Raw genomic sequence first — 21,283 nt, 5'->3', positions numbered from 1 at the left:
TAGAGCCCACAATTCGGTTTGCAAAGTTAAGATTTTTCAACATAAATTGCATATATAAATAAAAAGTTTTTCCACAGTTTTTAAATCAATATTTTAGCCGGTATAAAACAGGTCCTAAAGAAGCCGTTTTTGACATTAAAAAGAGAGTTTTTGGGCTCATTATATTCATCTTAGCGAAACAGATTAAATTCATGAAAACAATACTAGTAACGGGTAGCAATGGCCTTCTTGGGCAGAAAATTACGGAAAGAGTGCTCGCAACAAAACAATTTAATCTGATTGCGACAGCTAAAGGAGCGAACCGTTATCCTGTTAAGGAAGGATACCTATATGCAGAAATGGATATTCTGGATGCGGCAAATGTGAATGAAATTGTAGCCAAATATCAACCAGATGCGATCATTCACACCGCGGCTATGACCAATGTGGATACTTGTGAAGATCAAAAAGAGTTGGCTTATGCGCTAAATGTAAAGGCTGTGGAGACGCTGATCGGTGTTTGCGGGCAGTTCGATATCCAGTTGATTCACCTGTCTACTGATTTTGTGTTTGATGGTGCAGATGGACCATACGATGAAGAAGCCCCTACCTGCCCTTTAAGTTATTATGGACAAACGAAAGTAGAAGCAGAGGAACTCCTTCAGCATTCTAAAATCAAATGGGCAGTGTTGAGAACCATTATCGTATATGGTATCGTCAGTGATATGAGCCGCAGTAATATTGTATTATGGGCAAAAGCTGCTTTGGAAAAAGGACAACCTATTAATGTAGTGAACGACCAATGGCGCATGCCGACGCTGGCAGAAGATCTGGCCGACTGCTGTCTGCTTGCTGTAGCTAAAGAAGCAAACGGTATATATAATGCTTCAGGAAAAGATATGATGAGTATTTCGGAGCTGGTTGCTAAAGTAGCAGACTTCTGGAAACTGGATAAAGGACTAATTAAAGAAATCTCTGCCGAGACTTTAAACCAAACTGCTAAACGTCCGGTAAGAACCGGCTTTATTTTGGATAAAAGCATTCGTGATCTGGGCTATGCGCCCCACAGCTTTCAGGAAGGACTGGAAATATTAAATGAACAATTACGATCAAAAGAAACCGTTTAAATTCTAAAATATATATACTATGGCACTACAAATTGGCGATCAAGCCCCGGATTTTAAATTATTCAGTTCAGACCTGAAAGAAGTATCCCTATCTGATTATAAAGGAAGAAAATTGGTGATCCATTTCTTCCCATTGGCTTTTACAGGGGTATGTACTGCTCAGTTATGTACCATGAGAGATAGCTTTGGTTATTATGAAGGCATGAACGCAGATGTAGTAGGGATCTCTGTAGATTCTCCTTTTACACTGGCTAAATTTAAAGAAGATCAGAGTTACCAGTTCCCTCTGCTTTCTGATTTTAATAAAGAAGTGTCTAAAGCTTACGGTGCTTTTTACGAAGATTTCGCATTCAATATGAAGGGAATCTCAAAAAGAGCAGCTTTTGTAATCAACGAAGAAGGAAAAATTATCCATGCTGAAGTTTTAGAAGATGCTGGGAATATGCCTGATTTTGACGCAATTAAACGCTCAATTGAAGCTTAATCGCAGTTTTTGAAGGTTAGTGTTTGAAATTTTTTTTTAAATAAAGTTTGTATTTTCAATTTCAAACACTACTTTTGCAGTCCAATAACGAAACAACGTTTAAAGGAAATGCATTTGTAGCTCAATTGGATAGAGCATCTCACTACGGATGAGAAGGTTTGGGGTTCGAATCCCTACAAGTGCACGAAAAACCTTAGAGAAATCTAAGGTTTTTTTGTTGAAATGTCGGAATCGAATAGATAACCGATAGCGATAACACCAATGAAATATGCATTTGTAGCTCAATTGGATAGAGCATCTCACTACGGATGAGAAGGTTTGGGGTTCGAATCCCTACAAGTGCACAGAAAGAAGCCTTAGAGAAATCTGAGGCTTTTTGTATTTAAATACATTCCATCCGCTTCAATCCTTATCTTTGGTTGGAGAGTACAGGTTAACATCGTTTTCTTCACACCTGTATCGCTAATTAAATCAATTGTAATATAAATATGTCCACTATGGAGATTCATAGTGTTATAAACTGATCAGTCATGGAGCATAAACTCACGGAAAATAGCATCCTGGAACAGGAAGACAAACTTTACACTGCCATCAAAGCGGGTAATATTACTGCGCTCGACCAGTTGTTGCATGACGACCTGTTGTTCATTCTTCCAGGTGGGGAAACCATAACCAAAGAGATTGATCTGGATACTTATCGCAATGGAGCATTAAAGGTTAAGGAACTTCTTCCCGAAGTTGAAAAACTACATATTATCGATGACATGGCGGTGATCACTTTGACCATGAAATTGAGCGGAGAGTTTAATGCCGTCCCGTTTGAAGCCAACTTTCGCTACATCAGGTTTTGGAAAAAATTCCCAGATGGGATTAAAGTAGTAGGAGGAAGTGGAATAGCCTTTCAACCACAATAGCTAAAAATTGCATCGGGTATTTTTACGCTAAATTGTCGGGATGATTGGGAATTCGGCTTACCAGCCTCCGCCACCTCCACCGCCTCCACCTCCGCCAGAAGAACCACCACCACTACTTCCAGAACTCCAGCTCGAACTTCCTGATGATCCTGAGGAAGAACCCGTATCTGGTTTGCTATCGCTTACCGCACTGCTAAAGGGTACGATGAAACCTTTGGTAATTTGAGGATAATAAAATCTGTCGCCATCATACCAATCCGGACAGTAGTCGGCTTGATTGAGCAGCGCCTCAAATTTTGCTCCCCAGGCATTCTCCACATCAAGTGCAAGTGCATAAGGCAGGAATTTCTCAAATAACTCCGGTGTATGTTCTGGTGGATTCAATAGGTTTAAACGATGTTCCTCTGCTGTTTCCAGATACATTTTAAATCCTTTAATCTTACTGATTACATCAGCCCCTGCAGCGGTAGGTGCCTTGATCAGGAAAATATACCATCCAAACATAAGGATACTGGTAAGGATAAATACGAGCGAAACGATGGGTACATCATTCAAATTAGAAAGGAGCATATACAATGGACCTCCACCGAAACCCGCTCCCCAAAAGATCAGGAAAACTCCTACAGGGATGGATTCCCCGATCATTCTGAATCCTCCAAAAAAACAAAATCCCCCAATCAGAATAAAAGGACAAAGAAACAGGATCAGCAATGGAGTGCCGGTTTCTACATAAAACATAAACAACCCATATGCCGCCAGCGTTACCAATGTTGATTTAATTAAATGCTGCTTATGACTAATAAAGAAAGTTTTTAAGTCAAGCTGGGGTTTCAAACGATCGCCATGTGCATTCTTCGCGGCATTAATTGTAGAACCATTCGATTTATTGATGTAAATTCTATTTCTTTTGTTAAAAAAGCGGACATAAATGGCATCTTCTTCTTTCGATAAAATATTTGTGGAAGCTGTTGATTTTTCAACAGCGTAGTCTTCTTCATTAGAACCTGTGCCTTTGCTGATTTTTATGACTTTTTTAACGGCCATGTTGATGATCGAAATGGCAAAAGATTTATCATCTATTTTTTTGATGTAAAAATAGCGGAGTAGGGCCGGAGACCAGTTGTTTGGGACATTAAAATCAGGGATAATGACAGATTCTACAGGATCTCTTCCATAACGATACCAGCTGATGTAATAATAAATTGCCAGGCCAATCAGTAGCAGTGCCGTCAAGGTCATTTTCAGGTAGTCCTGGTAAAAAAGCTCAAAATCAGAGGGCCTGTGAATAATTCCCTTTGTAAAAGCTAAGGCCACCGTAAATCCAGAGCCTGAAGGCAAACTTTCCGTGGTTTTAAAGCTTACAGATTGATCGGGAAGGATACTGATGCTGCAGTTTTTGTCGGTTGAGCCAGAAGGTCCAGTATAACAAGCGGTATTGCCAGCTAGTGCTCCTTTAGGAAGTACAATGGTCGCAGAGGCTTTTTCTATACTGAAATTCCAGTCGTTCCCTGTCACATTCCAATAAATTTCATCATAATTTTTATAGAAACCTACCTGACCTTTAGTTTGGTAATTGATTTCATAGGTATAAACTCCTGGATCAAGAAGCACATCTTCATTTCCCAGGTAAATACTACGAACACTTCCATCGTTCCTGGTTTTGTAATTTTCGCTCTTCCCATCTTTTAAAACGCTCGTTATTTTAAAATCCGCAGATTTTCTATCACCAAAAATATCTTTACGATAGATGGGGATACTCCTGATAATGCCTCGTGCAATCTGATCTCCTGAGGAATAAACTTTGATTTTCTCAGAAATGTACATCATGCCCGAAGTATCAATTTTGATGTCGGTGTGAAAAGATATGATTCTTTCAGATCGGTTATCCTGCTCAGTTTGTACGGTTAAAGGTTCCTGTGCTATAGCGCTAATGAACAAAGCAGGAAGGAGCAGTAATATAATCGTTAATAGCCTGAGGGACGTAAATAGCTGCTTAAGTTTCATCTAAATGATTTAAAAAGAAACTTTTACCGGATCGCGTTCCGCGGAATTATTTATTTCGAAGAAAATTCCATTTTTGAATCCAAAGATAGCGGCGATAAAATTGGAGGGGAAGGATTCGACCTGAATGTTATTGTCCCTCACTGTACCATTGTAATATCTCCTGGACTGTTCAATCTCTGTATCTATGGTTTCCAGTTGAGTCTGGAGCTGCTGGAAATTGGTATTCGCCTTCAGATCAGGATAACTCTCTGCAATGACCATCAGTTTGCTGATGTTTTCTGAAAGACGATTCTCAATGTTCACTTTTTCCTGACTTTGTTGAGGTTGAATGGCTTCATTACGTAACCGAACCAGCTCTTGCATCAGTTTTTGCTCATGACTGGCATAACCTTTCACCGTTTCAATAAGGTTGGGGATTAATTCATATCTTTTTTTTAAATAAACATCAATCCCGCTCCAGGCTTCTTTCATCCTGTTTTTTTTAGTCACAAGTGTATTGTAATAATAAATGCTGCCAACTACTAACAAGCAGAGTATGGTGATGAAGATATAGATCATAGGTAGGAGAAAGATAGGGAAAAATTTAATACGCCACAAACCTTCTGCCCTGACAGTACTGATTGGAAAGATACAAGCATTAAAATAAGTTTACTTCATATTTGAAAAGTATTAGATTTGGGAAATTGAAGGTAAATTATTTAGGTAATGACGAGTCATAAAGAGCTGACCAGAATTAGTAAAGTTTTAAGTTTGGTGCTGAGGCATCAGCCTGAATTGATGGGGATTGAGCTCGATCCAAATGGTTGGGTGGATGTTAATTTCCTGATTCAGCAGATGAATGTACATGACATTGCTGTAAATCGTATGCTATTGGATGAAGTGGTGGAAACCAATGCGAAGAAGCGGTTCGCCTTTAGCCCGAACGGGAAACAGATTCGCGCTAGTCAAGGCCATTCGATTGCAGTAGAATTAGGTTATGTCGCACAGATTCCGCCTGATTTTCTTTTTCACGGAACAGCTGAAAAATCTGTAGCATCAATTCTGAATACAGGTTTAGAAAAACGTGACAGACAGCAGGTACATCTAAGTCAGGACCAGAAAACTGCGATACAGGTAGGGGGAAGACATGGGAAACCTGTTGTTCTTAAAATACATGCGGCTGCGATGCATCAGGCGGGCTATTTATTTTATTTATCAGATAATCTGGTATGGTTGACAGATCATGTCCCTGTTCAGTTTATTGATCGGGCATAATGACCAATCTTGCATTAATCTGCTAATTCTGAGTAATTTTGGTTGATCATATGCCAATGGAAGCAATTACCTTAACTCAATTACAAGCGAGAAAAATCATTCTTGAAGCCGCCGGACTTGCGCGAAAAGCCCAGTTTGGAACGGGAATAGAAGCTGTTTACCGGCTGATTGATCATTTAGGATTCGTACAGCTCGATACAAATTATGTGGTAGAACGTGCTCATCACCATGTGATGGCTGCACGAATTCCAGATTATGAGATAGAATGGCTGACTGAACTTGCCGGGGAGGGACGTATTTATGAGTATTTCAGTTCGGATGCAGGGTATCTTCCTATGACAGATTTCCGCTTTTCATTGCCTGTAAAACAAGCCTTCGAAACACAAGGAAAAGCAGTCAGCAAGTCGGAAAGTAATTTAATGAAGCAGATCCTGGATCAGGTAGAACGGGAAGGAGCAAAGATGGTTGGGGATTTTGAAAACGACCGTTCTGAAGCAAGTTCAGGCTGGTGGGACTGGCGACCAGCTAAAGTTGCACTCGAAAGACTCTATTTCGAAGGAAAGCTGATGATCAGTCGCAGTAAAAGCTTTCAGAAAGTCTACGACCTGCCACTCAATTTAGTTCCAGATGATATAGACTTAACTATGCCCAGCGCAGAAGAATATGCGCGTTTCATTATCTGCCAGACTTTAACTGCCCTGGGAATTGCCTCCGTTAAGGAAATGAACTGGCGATCTCGTCGGGTAAAAGGAAATCTTGTTAAAAAAGAGCTGGAGAAAATGGCTCAGTCTGGTCAGGTAAGAATGGTTACCGTAGAGGGCTTGAAAACTCCTTTCTTTATGCTGCCCAATCAGGAAATTAAAGTCGACCTGTCCAATGATGTTTTCATCCTTTCCCCTTTCGATATCCTTAACGTCTTCCGCCACAGATTGAAAGACTTCTTTAATTTTGATTACCAGATCGAATGCTTTGTGCCTGCTCCCAAACGCCTATATGGTTATTTTTCTTTACCGATACTTGCAGGAGATACCTTTATCGCCAGGATGGACGCAAAAGCAGATCGAAAACAAAAACTGTTAATCGTACAGAACATCCATTTTGAAGCCATTGACCTGAATGAAATTACGATAGCGCAGTTCATTGAGGCCTTAAAAGCGTTCGTAAGCTTCAACCAATGTCGGGACATTACTTTCAAACGATCCAATAATGAAACTTATCTGAACATCATCAGAAAAAGCCTTTCCGGGAACGGCTCCTTTTTGTTTTAATGGCATGTTAAAGTATTATTGTATTTTTGCAGGGTAATACTAATCCATTTTGAAAACAGATCTGTTCCTTGTTACCCCTCCATTTACCCAGCTGAATACCCCGTATCCTGCAACTGCTTATATCAAAGGCTTTTTGAACACTAAAAATATCTCCTCTACTCAGGCAGATTTAGGTATTGAAGTGATCCTGGCCTTGTTTTCCAGAAAGGGATTAACGGCGCTTTTCTCTCATGCGGAGAAAAGAAATGCTCAGCCAAAAGGAGCAAATGCAAAACGGATTTTAGCTTTAAAAGAGGAGTATATAAAGACCATCGATGCGGTAATTGCTTTTTTACAAGGCAAAAATCCAACCCTGGCATTGCAGATTTGTCAGGAGGACTTCCTACCGGAAGCATCAAGGTTTGAGCAGTTGGATGAACTCGACTGGGCATTCGGGACAATGGGAACCCAGGATAAAGGGAAACATTTAGCCACGCTCTATCTGGAAGATATCTCGGATTTCATCATCGAATGTATTGACCCGAATTTTGGATTTAGTAGATATGCAGAAAGATTAGGCAGAAGTGCAAACTCATTTGATGAACTTTATGAATTCTTAAATCAGGAATATACCTATATGGATAAACTCCTGATGGATATTCTGGAAGAGAAAATTGCCACAATTCAACCTAAATTGTTTTTGATTTCCGTTCCCTTTCCAGGAAATTTATATGCCGCATTCCGATGCGCACAATATGTAAAAAAGCACCATCCCGGGACTAAAATAGCAATGGGTGGCGGTTTTCCAAATACCGAATTACGCTCCCTTTCAGATAAAAGAGTTTTTGAATTCTTCGACTTTATTTCTCTGGATGATGGAGAGCTACCTGTTGAACTGATCTATGATTCGATCACAAAACCCGGAGCATTTCATCTGTATAAAAGGACCTTCCTATTGGAAAATGGGGAAGTGGTGTATAAAAATGATGCGCTCAGAACGGACTATAAACAATTTGATGTAGGGACACCAGATTATAGTGACTTAAAACTGGACCAATACATTTCTGTAATTGAGATTGTAAATCCAATGCACAGGATGTGGAGTGATGGTCGCTGGAACAAATTAACCATGGCACATGGCTGTTATTGGGGAAAATGTACCTTCTGTGATATCTCTTTGGATTATATCAAGGTGTATGAACCTGTTGCTGCTAAATTGATTGTAGACCGGATCGAAGAGCTGACTGAAAAAACAGGACAGAATGGTTTTCACTTTGTGGATGAAGCTGCCCCACCGGCATTGATGAGGGAAGTCGCTTTAGAAATCCTGAGAAGGAAAATCTCTGTGACCTGGTGGACCAATATTCGTTTCGAAAAGAGCTTTACCAGAGATTTATGTATCCTACTCAAAGCCTCTGGTTGTATTGCCGTTTCCGGAGGACTGGAAGTGGCATCCGACAGGTTATTGAAACTGATTGATAAAGGGGTAACCGTAGAGCAAGTGGCCCGGGTAACCCGAAACCTGACCGAGGCGGGGATTTTGGTACATGCTTATTTAATGTATGGCTATCCAACCCAGACCGTGCAGGAAACAATAGATAGTCTGGAAATGGTCAGACAATTGTTCGAAGCAGGGGTGCTGCAGTCTGGTTTCTGGCATCAGTTTGCCATGACCGCGCATAGTCCGGTTGGCTTACACCCGGAGAAATTTGGGGTGGTCAAAGAAACAGAAGAGATCGGGACCTTTGCCAATAATGACATCAACTATATTGATAAAACAGGAATAGATCATAATAAGTTCAGTTTCGGCCTGAAGAAATCGCTGTTTAATTTCATGCATGGCATTTGCTTCGAATACAAATTACAGGATTGGTTCGATTTTAAAATTCCGAAAACAGAGATCCCCGCAGATTTTATTGAAAATGCGATAAAAGAGGAAAGTAAGCTCAATACCAAACCCACAGCTAAAATGGTGTGGTTAGGAGGGAAACCCGATACAGAACTCTTTACAAAGTATAAGAAGAATAAGCCCCAGGAAACAATGGTCCTGACTTTTCATGATAAAAAAGATAGCTTCTCCATCCAGACCAGTAAAAAGGAAGGAGAATGGCTGATGGCTATCCTGCAAAAAATAACAGTTTCCAATACTCAGGTATATACCTTCCAGGAAATTAAAGCAGATTATGAAAAGACAATGGAGCTCTTTGAATTGTTCTGGTACTCAGAACCAATTTACAATTTAAGAGATGCCGGACTGTTGGTTTTATAAACCAAAATCCAAAATAAAGCCTGCAATGTCTGTGTTATGTTAAAAAAACAGGGCGCTTTAATATTTTAAGCCTTAACATGATGATTTGTAGTGTTTTTTAGAATATTTTCAGGGATGAATTTATTGCTAGTAGAAGATGAACCCAATGTTGTTTCTGTCGTTTCGAGAGGACTGATTGACGAAGGGTTCAACGTGAGTATTGCTCCGGATGGCGTAATCGGGGAAATGATGGCGATGAAAAATCATTTTGACCTGATTATATTAGACATCATGTTGCCTGGGATCAATGGCCTGGAACTCTGTAAAATCATTAAGAAAAATAAACCTACCGTACCCATCATCATGCTCACGGCACTTGGTACCACAGAAAATGTGGTCAATGGTCTCGACAATGGTGCTGATGATTACCTCATTAAACCCTTTCAATTTGCTGAGCTTTTCGCAAGAATCAGGATGCTACTTAGACGTTATAGCGGTGTAGAGGTCAATGACCAGATCATTACCGTTGCAGATTTACAAATAAATTTATCGGCCAAAACCGTGAAAAGAGCCAATGTAGAACTTACCTTAACGGCAACAGAATACCGCTTATTGGAGTTCATGGCAAAGAATAAATCAAAAATCCTATCCCGGATTGATATTCTTGAAAATGTATGGGACATCAACTTTAACCTGGGTACAAATGTGGTGGATGTTTATGTCAACTACCTACGTAAGAAGGTAGACAAAGCAGGTACTCAGAAACTGATACATACCGCAATTGGACTAGGTTATGTTTTAAAGGATGCTTAATGAAAATTGCTAAAAAAATAACCCTGCTTTTCGCGATTCTATCTGCCGTAATTATTTCTTTGTTAAGTGGTTTTGTCTGGTACTTTGCCAATGACTTTGCTTTTGAAGACTTTTATAAGAGGCTGGAAGCCAGGGTGAATATCGCTGCGGAAATTAAGAGTGCTGAAGATCAAAACAACAATGCCTATGCTAAAGTCCGCAATCAATACCTGGAACGATTACCGGAGGAAAAGGAATATGTAATTGCAAAAAAAGACATTGGCAATCCCAAAATAGGGGTCGATCTCCCAAATACCTTTTACGAAAAACTGAGCGAAGGTAAAATAGCCCGCTATCGTACAGAAAACCATTTTTATGTAGGAAAGTACCTTGCGGGAGATCAGCAAGGACAGATCATTATCGTCTCCGCTATTGATCCTTTTGGATTTCGCGAATTAAAGGATTTACAGAAAATTTTAATCGCAGGTTTTTTCCTATCCATCATTATGTCCTTTGTAGTGGGCTGGAAGTTTTCGAGCTATATGCTGACGCCCCTAAGAAACATCATTAAAAGTGTGAAAAAGATAAAAGCGGAAAACCTGCATCTGAGACTGGAGGTACAAGGCAATGACGAGATGGCACAGCTCTCTCAAACCTTTAACAACATGTTAAACAGATTGGAGACCGCTTTTGAAACGCAAAATAATTTTATCAGTAATGCCTCTCATGAATTGAGAACACCACTCACTATTATCAGTGCAGAAGTCGAACTGGAGCTGAAAGCGGAATCAACCGGCACCAATAGGTACAAAGCGCTGAGCAAGATAAAAGATGAATCAGATCGGTTGGAGCATATCCTTACCAGTCTTCTAGGTTTGGCGCAATCTGGCTTCAATGGGAAGACCCAACCCTGGGAACAGGTAAGAATGGATGAATTGATTTGGGATGTGCAGCGCACCGTGAATCAGGTACACCCCGAAAGTATCATAGAAATAGACTTTAGTCAGCTACCAGAAGAGGAAGAACAAATCACGGTGAAAGCAAACCTTAACCTGTTAAAACTCGCCATCACAAATATTGTCAGCAATGCCTGTAAATATTCCAATAATAAAACTGTACTCATCACACTAGAAAGTAAGTCTAATGTATTGTCAGTGGCCGTAAAAGATCAGGGGATTGGGATTCCTCCAGGTGATGTACAGCATATTTTCGAACCTTTCTACAGGGCATCCAATACCACAGATTTTAAAGGATATGGCATCGGTTTACCCCTTTCCCTGAACATCATTCGTTTACATAGAGGGAGCATCGGGATCAGCTCTAAGGAACAGGTGGGAACAGAAATTAAAGTGATTCTTCCCATAAACTGATCCTTTATTTGATCTTTCTGAAATTCTAATGCTATTTTAATGTATCTCTAATTTGTCTGTAATAACATTTGGCGAGACTTGTTTTAACAAATTAATCATTGAATTAAAACAAGAAGCCTTATGAAAACTGTATTAGTACCCACCGATTTTAATGTAGAAAGTCTGAAAATTATTGACAGTCTGGTGTTAACCAACAAACCTGAAATGTTAAACATCATTTTCATGCATGCCTTTAAACTCTCAGATTCGATTACGGACATGCTCATGTTAAGTAGAAGGAGCAGAGATTACGAAATGCTGAGTGATGAATTTTGTGAAAAGATGAATACTTATAGAGCGAAATATCCAAAAGATATTCAAATGATGCGGGTAGAATATTTTTATGGGAGCACAGTAGCCGCATTTAGAAACTTCATTGATGGCATGAATGCAGATGGCATCGCTTACCCAAAAGGCTATGATTTTAACCCAATACACAAATCGAGTATTGATCCCAGATTACTGACAAAACGCTGCGGTGCTGAAGTGATAGAATTGGATATCCATGAATTCTCTGGCGAAGAACGATTGTTTGATACCAAAATGCCAGCCGAAAGAAAGCGCGTAGTAAGTGTTTAGTTTTTAACCATAACCCATTCACGATGCTTTTACGAAACAATATACCCCTGACTTACATTTTTGGAAAAATAAAAACCGAGCTGTTTTTTGTAATTGCCTATTCTTTAGGAATTGTGATCCTTTATCAGAATTTTCATGTCACCAGAATTTCTATCCCTATTGCAGTTCCAGCGCTTTTAGGTACCATCATCTCCTTATTGCTGGCATTTCGTTCCAACCAGGCTTACGATAGATGGTGGGAAGCCCGAATCATCTGGGGTGCCATTGTGAATGATTCGAGAACGATATCCAGACAAATCTTATCATTTGTAGAAAGCCCCTATGATGTAGTGGAAGTGGAACAGTTCAAAACCAGGTTTATCAAAAGACAAATCGCCTGGTGTAATGCACTGAGTCAGAATTTAAGAGGTTTTAGTGCGCATAAAGGTCTCGAGCGATACCTGGATAAGAAAGAGTTGCTTTTTGTGAAGAACCAGCGAAATGTGACGGTTGCATTGTTAGAGTTACATGCAATGGATCTAAAAAGGGCGTTAAATGAAGGTTGGATCAATAAGTACCAGCAAATAGAAATTAGCAAAAGTATCACCGCTTTGTGTAACCATATGGGAGGATCTGAACGGATTAAAAATACCGTATTCCCTGTTACTTATAGTAAATATATCAGCATGTCCATTCATTTGTTTATTATACTGCTGCCATTCGGACTGATAGAATACTTTGGTTACATGGAGGTCCCCCTGGTCATCGCCATCGCAGCATTTTTTCTATTGGTCGAAAAAATGGCTGTCCACCTCCAGGATCCTTTCGAGAATAAACCTACAGATACACCTACAACTACCATCTGTCGGAACATCGAAAAAGACTTGTGTCAAATGATTGATGAAAGTAATTTATATGAAGATCTGCCACAACTGGAAAAAGCAGGAATTGGCTCTTACTATATTTTATAAGGATGTGCTAATTAGCATTTCAGCCCCTTTCTAATAAAATTGATAGGGGCTTTTTTTTTGAATAAAGTGCATAATTGTGTTTTATTGACGATACTTATATTGAGCTACCCATTGAGCCAAATATAAACCAGTCTTATGAATAAAGTTTCTCTTCCCATTTCTTTGATCATCCTGCTGTTAGGAATTAACGCATCCGCACAGAAAGCGATCTACAAAGATCCAAAGCAACCTGTTGCTGCACGTACAAATGACCTGATCAGTAAGATGACCTTAGAAGAGAAAATCGGACAACTCTTATGCCCGCTAGGCTGGGAAATGTACGATAGAAATGGAAACGAAGTTACCGTCTCTCAAAAATTCAAAGATATTGTCAAGCAGAAAAACATCGGGATGTTGTGGGCAACCTATCGCGCAGATCCCTGGACGCAGAAAACCATAGCCAACGGACTCAACCCGAAACTGGCGGCAAAAGCTGGGAATGCACTTCAAAGATATGTGCTAGAAAACACGAGATTAGGTATTCCGATCTTCCTGGCAGAAGAAGCGCCACATGGACACATGGCCATAGGCACCACGGTTTTTCCAACCGGAATCGGACAGGCAGCTACCTGGAATCCGCTCCTGCTCGAAAAGATGGGAGAAATCACCGGAAAGGAGGTTCGCCTGCAAGGAGCGCACATCAGTTACGGTCCAGTGCTCGACCTTAGCCGGGACCCAAGATGGTCAAGGGTAGAGGAAAGCTATGGAGAAGATCCCATCCTTACCGGGAGCATGGCTGCTGCCATGGTAAAAGGATTAGGTGCAGGAAAGTTAAATCATCCCTATTCCACCATAGCCACTTTAAAACACTTTGTTGCCTATGGAATCCCGGAAAGCGGACAAAACGGAAGTGCCGCAAGTGTAGGAGAAAGGGAGCTGAGAGCCGAATTTCTACCAGCCTTTCAATCCGCAATAGCTGCTGGCGCCTTATCTGTAATGGCCGCATACAACTCTATTGATGGGATTCCCTGCTCCGCTAATGAATTTCTACTCACAGATATCCTTCATAAAGAATGGGATTTCAAAGGTTTTAGTATATCCGATTTAGGAAGTATTGAAGGGATTAAAGGGAGCCATCGCATAGCTAAAGACCATCAGCAAGCGGGGATTCTAGCAATGCAAGCCGGCTTGGATGCCGATCTGGGCGGAAATGCTTATCCTAATCTGATCGCTGCAGTCAGAAATGGAGAACTACAAGAAAGTAGAATTGATGAAGCCGTTTATCGGGTACTTGCCCTGAAATTTGAAATGGGCTTGTTTGAAAATCCTTATGTGTCAATTGAAAAGGCTGAAAAAGAACTGAAAACCAAAGAAAATATTCAGGTAGCCAGACAGCTGGCCCTCGAGTCAATTGTGCTGCTGGAAAATAAAAAAGAGACGCTTCCCCTTAAAAAGACAATGAAAATCGCAGTAGTAGGACCTAATGCGGATAATGTCTATAACATGTTGGGAGATTATACCGCTCCGCAACGAGATGGAGAGGTCATTACTGTACTCAAAGGAATCAAAGCAAAATTGCCAGAAGCCAATGTGAGTTATGTGAAAGGTTGTGCCATTCGTGATACCAGTAACCTGAGCATTCGGGAAGCCGTACTGGCTGCGGAGCAGTCCGATGTGGTAGTCGCCGTAGTTGGCGGTTCCAGCGCCCGCGATTTTAAAACAGAATACCTGAATACCGGCGCTGCAGTTGCTTCAAAAGACAACATTTCTGATATGGAAAGTGGAGAAGGTTTTGATCGTTCCAGCCTTGATCTGCTTGGAAAACAATTGGAATTGCTGAAAGAACTAAAGAAAACAGGTAAACCACTGGTGGTCATTTACATTCAGGGACGTCCTTTAAACATGAACTGGGCGGCAGAAAATGCAGATGCCTTACTCTGTGCATGGTATCCCGGACAAGAGGGGGGAACCGCAATTGCTGAGGTATTGTTCGGAGACTATAACCCCGGAGGAAAAATGCCAATTTCTGTTCCAGGAAATGTAGGGCAATTGCCTGTTCATTACAACAAGAAAAGTACACAGGATCACCATTATGTAGAAGCGCCTGCTACACCACGCTACGCATTTGGATATGGAAAGGGCTATTCCCCTTTTGAGTATAGCGACCTGAAAATCCTAAAGGAAAAGGATTCGGTAGCGTACCTGATTTCTTTTCAATTGAGCAATACCGGGAACTATGATGGCGATGAGGTCGCCCAGCTTTACCTTAAACACAGGTTTTCTTCCATTTCCCAGCCTATAAAGCAACTAAAAAAGTTTGAACGTGTCCACCTGAAGCGCGGTGCCTCAAAAATTATCGAATTTAAATTGTCAAAATCTGACCTATCTATCATCAATAGGCAAATGAAAAAGGTATTTGAGCCAAACAGCGAATTTACAATCCTCATCGGTGGGAATTCCAATGAGCTTAAACTAGAGGCACAATTGCCCTGATAATTTTATGCGACAGGTCCACATTAATCCCATATGAAGTTTGGGTTAATCACATATTTAGCTATTTTTAAAGCGGGATACCTTTCTAACAAAAATAACCGCCTTTAACCTCCGCTTCCTGAACCATGAACCAAGACTTAGAGCTGCAATCGCCTATACCCATTGATTTGGGAAATAAAGAGGAATTTACCAGTATCTATAACCTGTATTATGAACCGCTTTGCTTTTTCGCAGAGCGATATGTGAGGGACACAAATCAAGCTGAGGACATCATTGCTGGACTATTTTCGAGATTATGGCAGCAAAATACTGCGTTTAATGATGCCGAACACCTAAAGGCTTACCTGTATCGCGCTGCAGCGAATGCCTGTTTTACGCATGCCAAGTCATTAGAAAACCTAAAAGCCAGGGAAGACCGTTATGCGGTGACAACTGATATGATCGAAAACACCTTCCTGAACAACATGATCAGGGCAGATGTATGGGCTGAAATCTATCGCGCCATAGATAAACTCCCCGCACAATGTGCACAGGTGATTAAAATGTCATTTATCGAGGATTTAAAAAATCCGGAAATCGCGGATAAATTAGGCATATCCCTACAAACGGTTAAAAATCATAAACACCGGGGACTTTCCATTCTGAGGGGAGCAATTACTAAAGATGCATTTTACTTCCTCTTACTTTATGCCTGCCTCTTGAAATAACTACACCTGCTCATCCCAGTCGTAAATGAGGCCTAGCTCATTACTTATTCTGTTTTTTAATTTAATCAGCTGTATTTTAGTTCTTTGTGAGTATTTGTTTTTTTGACTGGTACTTTTTTCCTGCCGCTCAGTGTTATTAGAAAACACCAGTAGTATGGATCGCCACAAAGTAAGCGAAGCAACCTATATCACTTATTTAATCAATCGTCAGCGGGAAGGAACACTTACTGCATCTGGACAGCAAGACCTGTCGGAATGGTTAGCGCGTAAGGAGGAAAATAAACAACTCTTAGAAGAGTTAATGGATCCTGAACAACAAATTAAGGCGCTCATAGAAATGGGCAGGTACAGCAGAAAGCAGGAAACGCTGGATAAGATTTATAAATTGCCTAAGGGGATTTCTTCTGATCAGGAACTCCACGCCTCAGAAGCGGACTATTTATTAGCCGAAAGCCTTTCATCTGAATCTGAGCATACTCAAAATACCAGGCCTTTCCTGAACAGTAGGAATCTGAGAAATTGGAGCAATGGCCTTATTTTTAAAGCCGCCGCAGTAATTGTCCTCATTTTAACCATTGGTATATACCTTTATCCACCACAAAAAAACACTTCCAAAAGCAAAACTGATATCGTTTATGATGCCTCTCCCGGTGGCAATCGTGCAGTGATTACGCTGGCAGATGGCCGCCGGATCAATTTAAATGAAAGTAAAGAAGCGGTCGTGATTACGGCCAGCCAACTGAGCTATAATGATGGTACCAAAATCTTAGGAAAGCAGGAAACAAAGGATTCAGGGAGACCCGGAACCCAGGTTCAAGCGCTCAATACCATTAGTACCCCTAAAGGAGGACAATACCAAATCATCCTTTCCGATGGAACTAAGGTTTGGCTCAATGCTGCTTCATCTTTAAAATATCCGGAACAGTTTGAGGCCAGTCAACGATTGGTAGAACTCAGCGGAGAAGCCTATTTTGAAGTTAGCCACCAGCCCGAAAAACCTTTCTTCGTTAAATCCGGTCCCCAGACAATTAAAGTACTCGGAACACATTTTAATGTGAACGCCTATGCTGAGGAATCAAGGCTTAAAACGACCTTGTTGAAAGGTTCCGTAATGGTCTCCCTCAGCAATACCAGAAATTTCAAAATCCTTAGCCCCGGACAACAAAGTGTGCTTCGTTCCGGAAGAACTCAAAACCAAAAACCAAATATAAATCAAAATCATAGCCTGAATACCCTTGCAATTCAGGTGCAAAATGCTGATGTCGAAGAAGCTACCGCCTGGAAAAACGGATATTTCAAATTTAACGATGAACCTCTGGAAAGTATCATGAGGAAACTCAGCAGATGGTACAATGTAGAGATCGTTTACCGCGATCAGATCAGCCCTGATCAGGTTTTTTCTGGTCGTGTATCCAGATTTGAAGCCGTTTCCAGTGTATTGGAAGCTCTGGAATTAACCGGAGGTGTGCACTTTAAAATCGAAGAAAGGAGAATTATCGTCATGAAATAAAGCTACCTGACTAGCATGAGAATAGGTTGAACCGGTGATGCGACTAACATCCCCGGTTCTGATCTTCATGCGGACCTATCTGTTTCGAACCAATAAGTTTTACAATTCAACCTAAACAAATATATGAAATTTTGTGATCTGCACAGCTGGAGGCAATTCGCCTGCCTTCCTGTCTCGTCATTGCGTATTGAACCAATACTAAAACGACAAATTATTATGAGGCTTAGCCTGATCGTATTCATCATGACTTTCTTTATGGCACAGGTGGGAGCAAGCAGTTTTGCGCAAGAACTGACCTATACCAAACAAAATGCCTCACTAAAGGAAGTTTTCGACGAAATCACTAAACAAACCGGTTTTTATGTGCTCTATCAATCTTCTAAAGTTCATGATGCACAAAGAATGAATGTGAATTTCAAAAAGAAACCATTGCATGAGGTATTAAATCAAATCCTCGCCGCCCAAAACCTCACTTACATCCGGAAAGATAAAAACATAGTGATCAGCCCAAAGCAAGTCCCGGGAAACGCTACAGAAAAGAATACCGCAGACCCGGTCACCATACAGGGGAAGGTAACCGATTTTTCTGGAAACCCCATTCCCGGGGTAACCGTAAAGGTTAAAGGGACCAACCTGATGAAGAGCACCGATAGCAAAGGGGAGTATGCGATTGAAGTACCTAAACCAGGAGAAATACTGGTGTTTAGCTTTATTGGCTATAAAATCAAAGAAGAAAAAGTAGGGAATAAAACAACGCTCAATGTGAAATTGGAACAGTCGGTTTCCGAACTTTCCAGTGTGGTTGTCACCGGATTATACTCCAGACCTACGGAGAACTTTACAGGAGCCGCAACCACGATCAAGGGTGCCGACCTGCGTACGGTAAACGCCATGAATGTGTTTGATGCCATTAAAGTATTTGATCCGGCAATCCGCGTTCCTGATAATATGGAGTTCGGTAGTGACCCTAACCGATTGCCAAAAATCAGTTTGAGAGGGACAAATAACTTCCCCGGACAAGCAATTGGCGAAAATGGAGAAATTCCTTCTTCAGGAGCAGATTTCATGGCCGCTTACCAATCTAATCCGAGTATGCCTTTATTTATGCTGGATGGGTTTGAAGTCAGCCTGCAGAAAATATATGATCTCGATATCACCCGCATAGAAAAAATTACCATCCTGAAAGATGCGGTAGCCACCTCTGCTTATGGTGCACGTGCCGCAAACGGTGTAATTGTGGTAGAAACCAAACAACCTCAGGCCGGTAAACTGACCATTAACTACAGCAGTACACTTCAGCTGACCAGCCCGGATCTTAGCTCTTATCATCTGCTCAATGCAAAAGATAAATTAGAACTGGAAAGGGTAGGTGGCTTGTATTTCAGCTCAATTCCACAGGCCCAGACCGTGCTGGATCAACGCTATGCAAATAGAAGGGCGGAAATTGCAAGAGGGGTAGATACCTATTGGTTGTCGCAACCCCTGCAAACAGGAATTGGTACCAGACAAGGTTTGTATGTAGAAGGTGGAGATCAGTTTGTCAGATATGGCATCAACTTCGGTTATGGGAATAATAAAGGGGTAATGAAAGGTTCCGGTCGTCAAACCTACGACGGCGGTATGTCACTTTCTTATCGTAAAAACAAGTTTATGGTGAGGAACCAACTCAGCGTAAGCGCCAATAAATCCGACAATTCTCCTTATGGTAGTTTTGGAGATTACTCCAGGTTAAATCCTTACTGGAATCCTTATGATGCCAAAGGTAATATTAAAAAATCATTGGAAGATATTGTAGATCCAGGTTACAATACCACCTCCCAGATCGGAAACCCATTGTACAATGCAAATCTGGGAACAGTGAGTAACTCTAAATATTCCGGGATCAGTAACAATACTTTTTTGGAATGGCGTTTTGATGGCGGACTTAGACTGACTGGTAAGTTTGGTTTTTCCAGCCAAAATGACGAGAGCAATAATTTCCTTCCTGCAGACCATACCTCTTTTTCCAGAATCAGCGACTACAATTCGGATGACTATACCAGCAGGGGAAGTTATGCCAAAAACAACAGTACTTTTTTTAATTATGATGGGAGCCTTACCGCCGACTACAATAAGACTTTCGGTAAACACGTGGTTTATGCAACAATTGGGGCATCTGCGGCGCAGCAACATAGTGAGTCTACAGGAATTTTGGTGCGTGGATTTCCAAATAACAGACTGGATGAAGTCTTTTTTGGAAAAGAATTTCAGAAAGGCAGTCGTCCAAGTGGACAGGATAATCTAACCAGAAGGATTTCTTCTTTTGCCAGTTTCAACTACACTTTCGATAAGCGTTTTCTTTTTGACCTGGCGCTGAACGTAGATGGTTCTACTCAATTCGGAGAAATGAATAGGTTCGCTCCGTTCTGGGCCATAGGACTCGGCTGGAATTTACATGAGGAAGCATTTATGGCGCGCCTGAAACCAGTGCTGAATCGGCTTAAATTACGTGGTGGTATAGGAACTACCGGAAGTCAGCAGTTTTCTCCATTTATGGCGATCACGACTTATACCTACAATACGGGACAGGATTACCTGGGGATGTATGGCGCAAATTTAATGAGCTACGGGAATCCCAATTTAAAATGGCAGCAAACCAATAAAACAAATCTTGGAGCAGATGTTTCTCTTTTTCAGGACCGTTTACAGCTAAGGCTGGATGCTTATTTTGAGAGGACTGATAATTTGTTGTTAGACATCAGTACACCTCCATCATTAGGCCTAAGTTCTTATAAAGAAAATATGGGTAAGCTGGGGAATACAGGTATCGAAGGAAGTCTAACCGCCTTTTTGATTAAACCAAATGCCAATTCTCTTTCATGGAGTATGTTTGTCAACGGCATCAACAACAAAAATAAAATCCTCAGGATCTCTAATTCATTAAAGAAAATGAATGAACAGAACGATGCGATGGCGGATAAAAATAAGCAGACCAGACCATTGCCAAGGTATCAGGAGGGACAATCCGTAAATGCAATTTGGGCCGTAAGGTCTGCAGGTATTGATCCAAGTACCGGTATGGAGGTGTATTACGATCGTGATGGAAAATTAACCTATATCTGGAACCCTGTAGATAAAGTGGTGGTGGGTGATGAATTGCCAAAACTCAGCGGAAATCTGGGCACTAACCTTACCTATAAAGGATTCCAGTTTGGGGCCTATTTCAGTTACCAGCTTGGCGCAAAGCAATACAATAATACCCTGGCTAATAGTGTGGAAAATGCAGATATCTCCCTCAATGTAGACGAAAGGGTGTTTCTAGAACGCTGGAAGCAGCCGGGAGATGTTACCTTTTTCAAAGGATTAACCACTCTAGAAGGCAAACCGGTGACCAGTAAAACCAATGTCACCTCCAGGTTCATGCAGAAAAATAACTACCTGAACTTTACCAGTATCTCTTTCGGATATATCCTGCCGGATAAAATCAGCTCTAAATGGAACCTCAAAAACACCCGTTTTGGGTTACAGGCCAATAATATACTGCAGCTGTCGACCATCCGGATTGAACGAGGATTATCCTATCCCTTCGCCAGAAATTTCACCTTTAGTTTAAATACCACTTTTTAAT

The 21,283-nt window shown here is 41.0% G+C and carries 16 protein-coding genes and 2 tRNA genes; 16 read left to right on the top strand and 2 right to left on the bottom strand.

All coding sequences use genetic code 11. The annotated features are described in order from the left end of the window. The first annotated feature begins 191 nt into the window (after positions 1-191). The 5 genes from R2Q94_RS11395 (at position 192) to R2Q94_RS11375 (ending at position 2,504) form a co-directional block, all read left to right on the top strand. Positions 192-1,106 (top strand): SDR family oxidoreductase, encoded by a 915-nt coding sequence (locus R2Q94_RS11395; RefSeq protein ID WP_316821586.1) that lies wholly within the window; start codon positions 192-194, stop codon positions 1,104-1,106. 19 nt (positions 1,107-1,125) lie between these two features. Further along, entirely contained in the window at positions 1,126-1,590 is a 465-nt protein-coding gene (locus tag R2Q94_RS11390; protein WP_316821585.1) for a redoxin domain-containing protein, read from the top strand. A 110-nt stretch (positions 1,591-1,700) separates the two neighbouring features. Next, positions 1,701-1,774: transfer RNA gene (locus tag R2Q94_RS11385), tRNA-Arg, on the top strand. An 86-nt stretch (positions 1,775-1,860) separates the two neighbouring features. Next, positions 1,861-1,934: transfer RNA gene (locus R2Q94_RS11380), tRNA-Arg, on the top strand. Positions 1,935-2,120: 186 nt separating this feature from the next. Continuing rightward, a complete protein-coding gene (locus R2Q94_RS11375) occupies positions 2,121-2,504 on the top strand; it encodes a nuclear transport factor 2 family protein (RefSeq protein WP_316821584.1) in 384 nt (127 codons plus the stop codon). Positions 2,505-2,561: 57 nt separating this feature from the next. On the opposite strand, the gene R2Q94_RS11370 is transcribed toward R2Q94_RS11375, so the two are convergent. Both R2Q94_RS11370 and R2Q94_RS11365 read right to left on the bottom strand, forming a co-directional pair. Then, on the bottom strand, positions 2,562-4,508 hold the full coding sequence (locus R2Q94_RS11370; protein WP_316821583.1) for a DUF2207 domain-containing protein: 1,947 nt from the start codon (positions 4,506-4,508) through the stop codon (positions 2,562-2,564). 9 nt (positions 4,509-4,517) lie between these two features. Further along, positions 4,518-5,066, bottom strand: coding sequence for a LemA family protein (locus R2Q94_RS11365; RefSeq protein WP_316821582.1), 549 nt, complete (start codon positions 5,064-5,066; stop codon positions 4,518-4,520). Between the two features lie 147 nt (positions 5,067-5,213). Here R2Q94_RS11365 and R2Q94_RS11360 point away from each other — a divergent pair, with 147 nt between their 5' ends. From R2Q94_RS11360 to R2Q94_RS11310, 11 genes are all read left to right on the top strand, one after another. Further along, positions 5,214-5,762, top strand: coding sequence for an RNA 2'-phosphotransferase (locus tag R2Q94_RS11360; protein WP_316821581.1), 549 nt, complete (start codon positions 5,214-5,216; stop codon positions 5,760-5,762). 56 nt (positions 5,763-5,818) lie between these two features. Further along, the gene (locus tag R2Q94_RS11355; RefSeq protein WP_316821580.1) at positions 5,819-7,030 is read left to right on the top strand and encodes a winged helix-turn-helix domain-containing protein; all 1,212 of its coding nucleotides are present in this window, start codon (positions 5,819-5,821) and stop codon (positions 7,028-7,030) included. A gap of 49 nt (positions 7,031-7,079) precedes the next feature. Continuing rightward, positions 7,080-9,278, top strand: a complete 2,199-nt coding sequence (locus R2Q94_RS11350; protein WP_316821579.1) for a B12-binding domain-containing radical SAM protein — start codon at positions 7,080-7,082, stop codon at positions 9,276-9,278. A gap of 114 nt (positions 9,279-9,392) precedes the next feature. Continuing rightward, a complete protein-coding gene (locus R2Q94_RS11345) occupies positions 9,393-10,070 on the top strand; it encodes a response regulator transcription factor (RefSeq protein ID WP_316821578.1) in 678 nt (225 codons plus the stop codon). Further along, positions 10,070-11,419 carry a HAMP domain-containing sensor histidine kinase gene (locus R2Q94_RS11340; RefSeq protein ID WP_316821577.1) on the top strand — a complete coding sequence of 450 codons (1,350 nt, stop codon included), beginning with the start codon at positions 10,070-10,072 and terminating at the stop codon, positions 11,417-11,419. Before R2Q94_RS11345 ends, R2Q94_RS11340 begins: the two co-directional genes overlap by 1 nt. 120 nt (positions 11,420-11,539) lie before the next feature. Then, the gene (locus R2Q94_RS11335) at positions 11,540-12,037 is read left to right on the top strand and encodes a hypothetical protein (protein ID WP_316821576.1); all 498 of its coding nucleotides are present in this window, start codon (positions 11,540-11,542) and stop codon (positions 12,035-12,037) included. A 23-nt stretch (positions 12,038-12,060) separates the two neighbouring features. Further along, entirely contained in the window at positions 12,061-12,987 is a 927-nt protein-coding gene (locus R2Q94_RS11330; protein ID WP_316821575.1) for a bestrophin family protein, read from the top strand. Between the two features lie 135 nt (positions 12,988-13,122). Further along, a complete protein-coding gene (locus tag R2Q94_RS11325) occupies positions 13,123-15,459 on the top strand; it encodes a glycoside hydrolase family 3 N-terminal domain-containing protein (protein ID WP_316821574.1) in 2,337 nt (778 codons plus the stop codon). A 125-nt stretch (positions 15,460-15,584) separates the two neighbouring features. Then, positions 15,585-16,166 (top strand): RNA polymerase sigma-70 factor, encoded by a 582-nt coding sequence (locus R2Q94_RS11320; RefSeq protein WP_316821572.1) that lies wholly within the window; start codon positions 15,585-15,587, stop codon positions 16,164-16,166. Between the two features lie 154 nt (positions 16,167-16,320). Beyond that, positions 16,321-17,676, top strand: a complete 1,356-nt coding sequence (locus R2Q94_RS11315) for a FecR family protein (RefSeq protein WP_316821571.1) — start codon at positions 16,321-16,323, stop codon at positions 17,674-17,676. A 216-nt stretch (positions 17,677-17,892) separates the two neighbouring features. Next, positions 17,893-21,282, top strand: a complete 3,390-nt coding sequence (locus R2Q94_RS11310) for a SusC/RagA family TonB-linked outer membrane protein (RefSeq protein ID WP_316821570.1) — start codon at positions 17,893-17,895, stop codon at positions 21,280-21,282. Position 21,283 lies beyond the last annotated feature (1 nt).

It is taken from the genome of Pedobacter gandavensis, from assembly GCF_032678465.1.
Lineage (GTDB): Bacteria > Bacteroidota > Bacteroidia > Sphingobacteriales > Sphingobacteriaceae > Pedobacter > Pedobacter gandavensis_B.
Note: the sequence above shows the minus strand (reverse complement) of the source record. Positions and strands in the feature narration are given on the sequence as shown.

Bases quoted from the DNA above. Each gene is read 5' to 3' on its own strand.
- R2Q94_RS11365 (WP_316821582.1), bottom strand. From the start codon at position 5,066: ATGATCTATATCTTCATCACCATACTCTGCTTGTTAGTAGTTGGCAGC.
- R2Q94_RS11360 (WP_316821581.1), top strand. From the start codon at position 5,214: ATGACGAGTCATAAAGAGCTGACCAGAATTAGTAAAGTTTTAAGTTTG.
- R2Q94_RS11320 (WP_316821572.1), top strand. From the start codon at position 15,585: ATGAACCAAGACTTAGAGCTGCAATCGCCTATACCCATTGATTTGGGA.
- R2Q94_RS11375 (WP_316821584.1), top strand. From the start codon at position 2,121: ATGGAGCATAAACTCACGGAAAATAGCATCCTGGAACAGGAAGACAAA.
- R2Q94_RS11345 (WP_316821578.1), top strand. From the start codon at position 9,393: ATGAATTTATTGCTAGTAGAAGATGAACCCAATGTTGTTTCTGTCGTT.
- R2Q94_RS11340 (WP_316821577.1), top strand. From the start codon at position 10,070: ATGAAAATTGCTAAAAAAATAACCCTGCTTTTCGCGATTCTATCTGCC.
- R2Q94_RS11330 (WP_316821575.1), top strand. From the start codon at position 12,061: ATGCTTTTACGAAACAATATACCCCTGACTTACATTTTTGGAAAAATA.
- R2Q94_RS11325 (WP_316821574.1), top strand. From the start codon at position 13,123: ATGAATAAAGTTTCTCTTCCCATTTCTTTGATCATCCTGCTGTTAGGA.
- R2Q94_RS11355 (WP_316821580.1), top strand. From the start codon at position 5,819: ATGGAAGCAATTACCTTAACTCAATTACAAGCGAGAAAAATCATTCTT.
- R2Q94_RS11395 (WP_316821586.1), top strand. From the start codon at position 192: ATGAAAACAATACTAGTAACGGGTAGCAATGGCCTTCTTGGGCAGAAA.
- R2Q94_RS11335 (WP_316821576.1), top strand. From the start codon at position 11,540: ATGAAAACTGTATTAGTACCCACCGATTTTAATGTAGAAAGTCTGAAA.
- R2Q94_RS11310 (WP_316821570.1), top strand. From the start codon at position 17,893: ATGAGGCTTAGCCTGATCGTATTCATCATGACTTTCTTTATGGCACAG.
- R2Q94_RS11390 (WP_316821585.1), top strand. From the start codon at position 1,126: ATGGCACTACAAATTGGCGATCAAGCCCCGGATTTTAAATTATTCAGT.
- R2Q94_RS11315 (WP_316821571.1), top strand. From the start codon at position 16,321: ATGGATCGCCACAAAGTAAGCGAAGCAACCTATATCACTTATTTAATC.
- R2Q94_RS11370 (WP_316821583.1), bottom strand. From the start codon at position 4,508: ATGAAACTTAAGCAGCTATTTACGTCCCTCAGGCTATTAACGATTATA.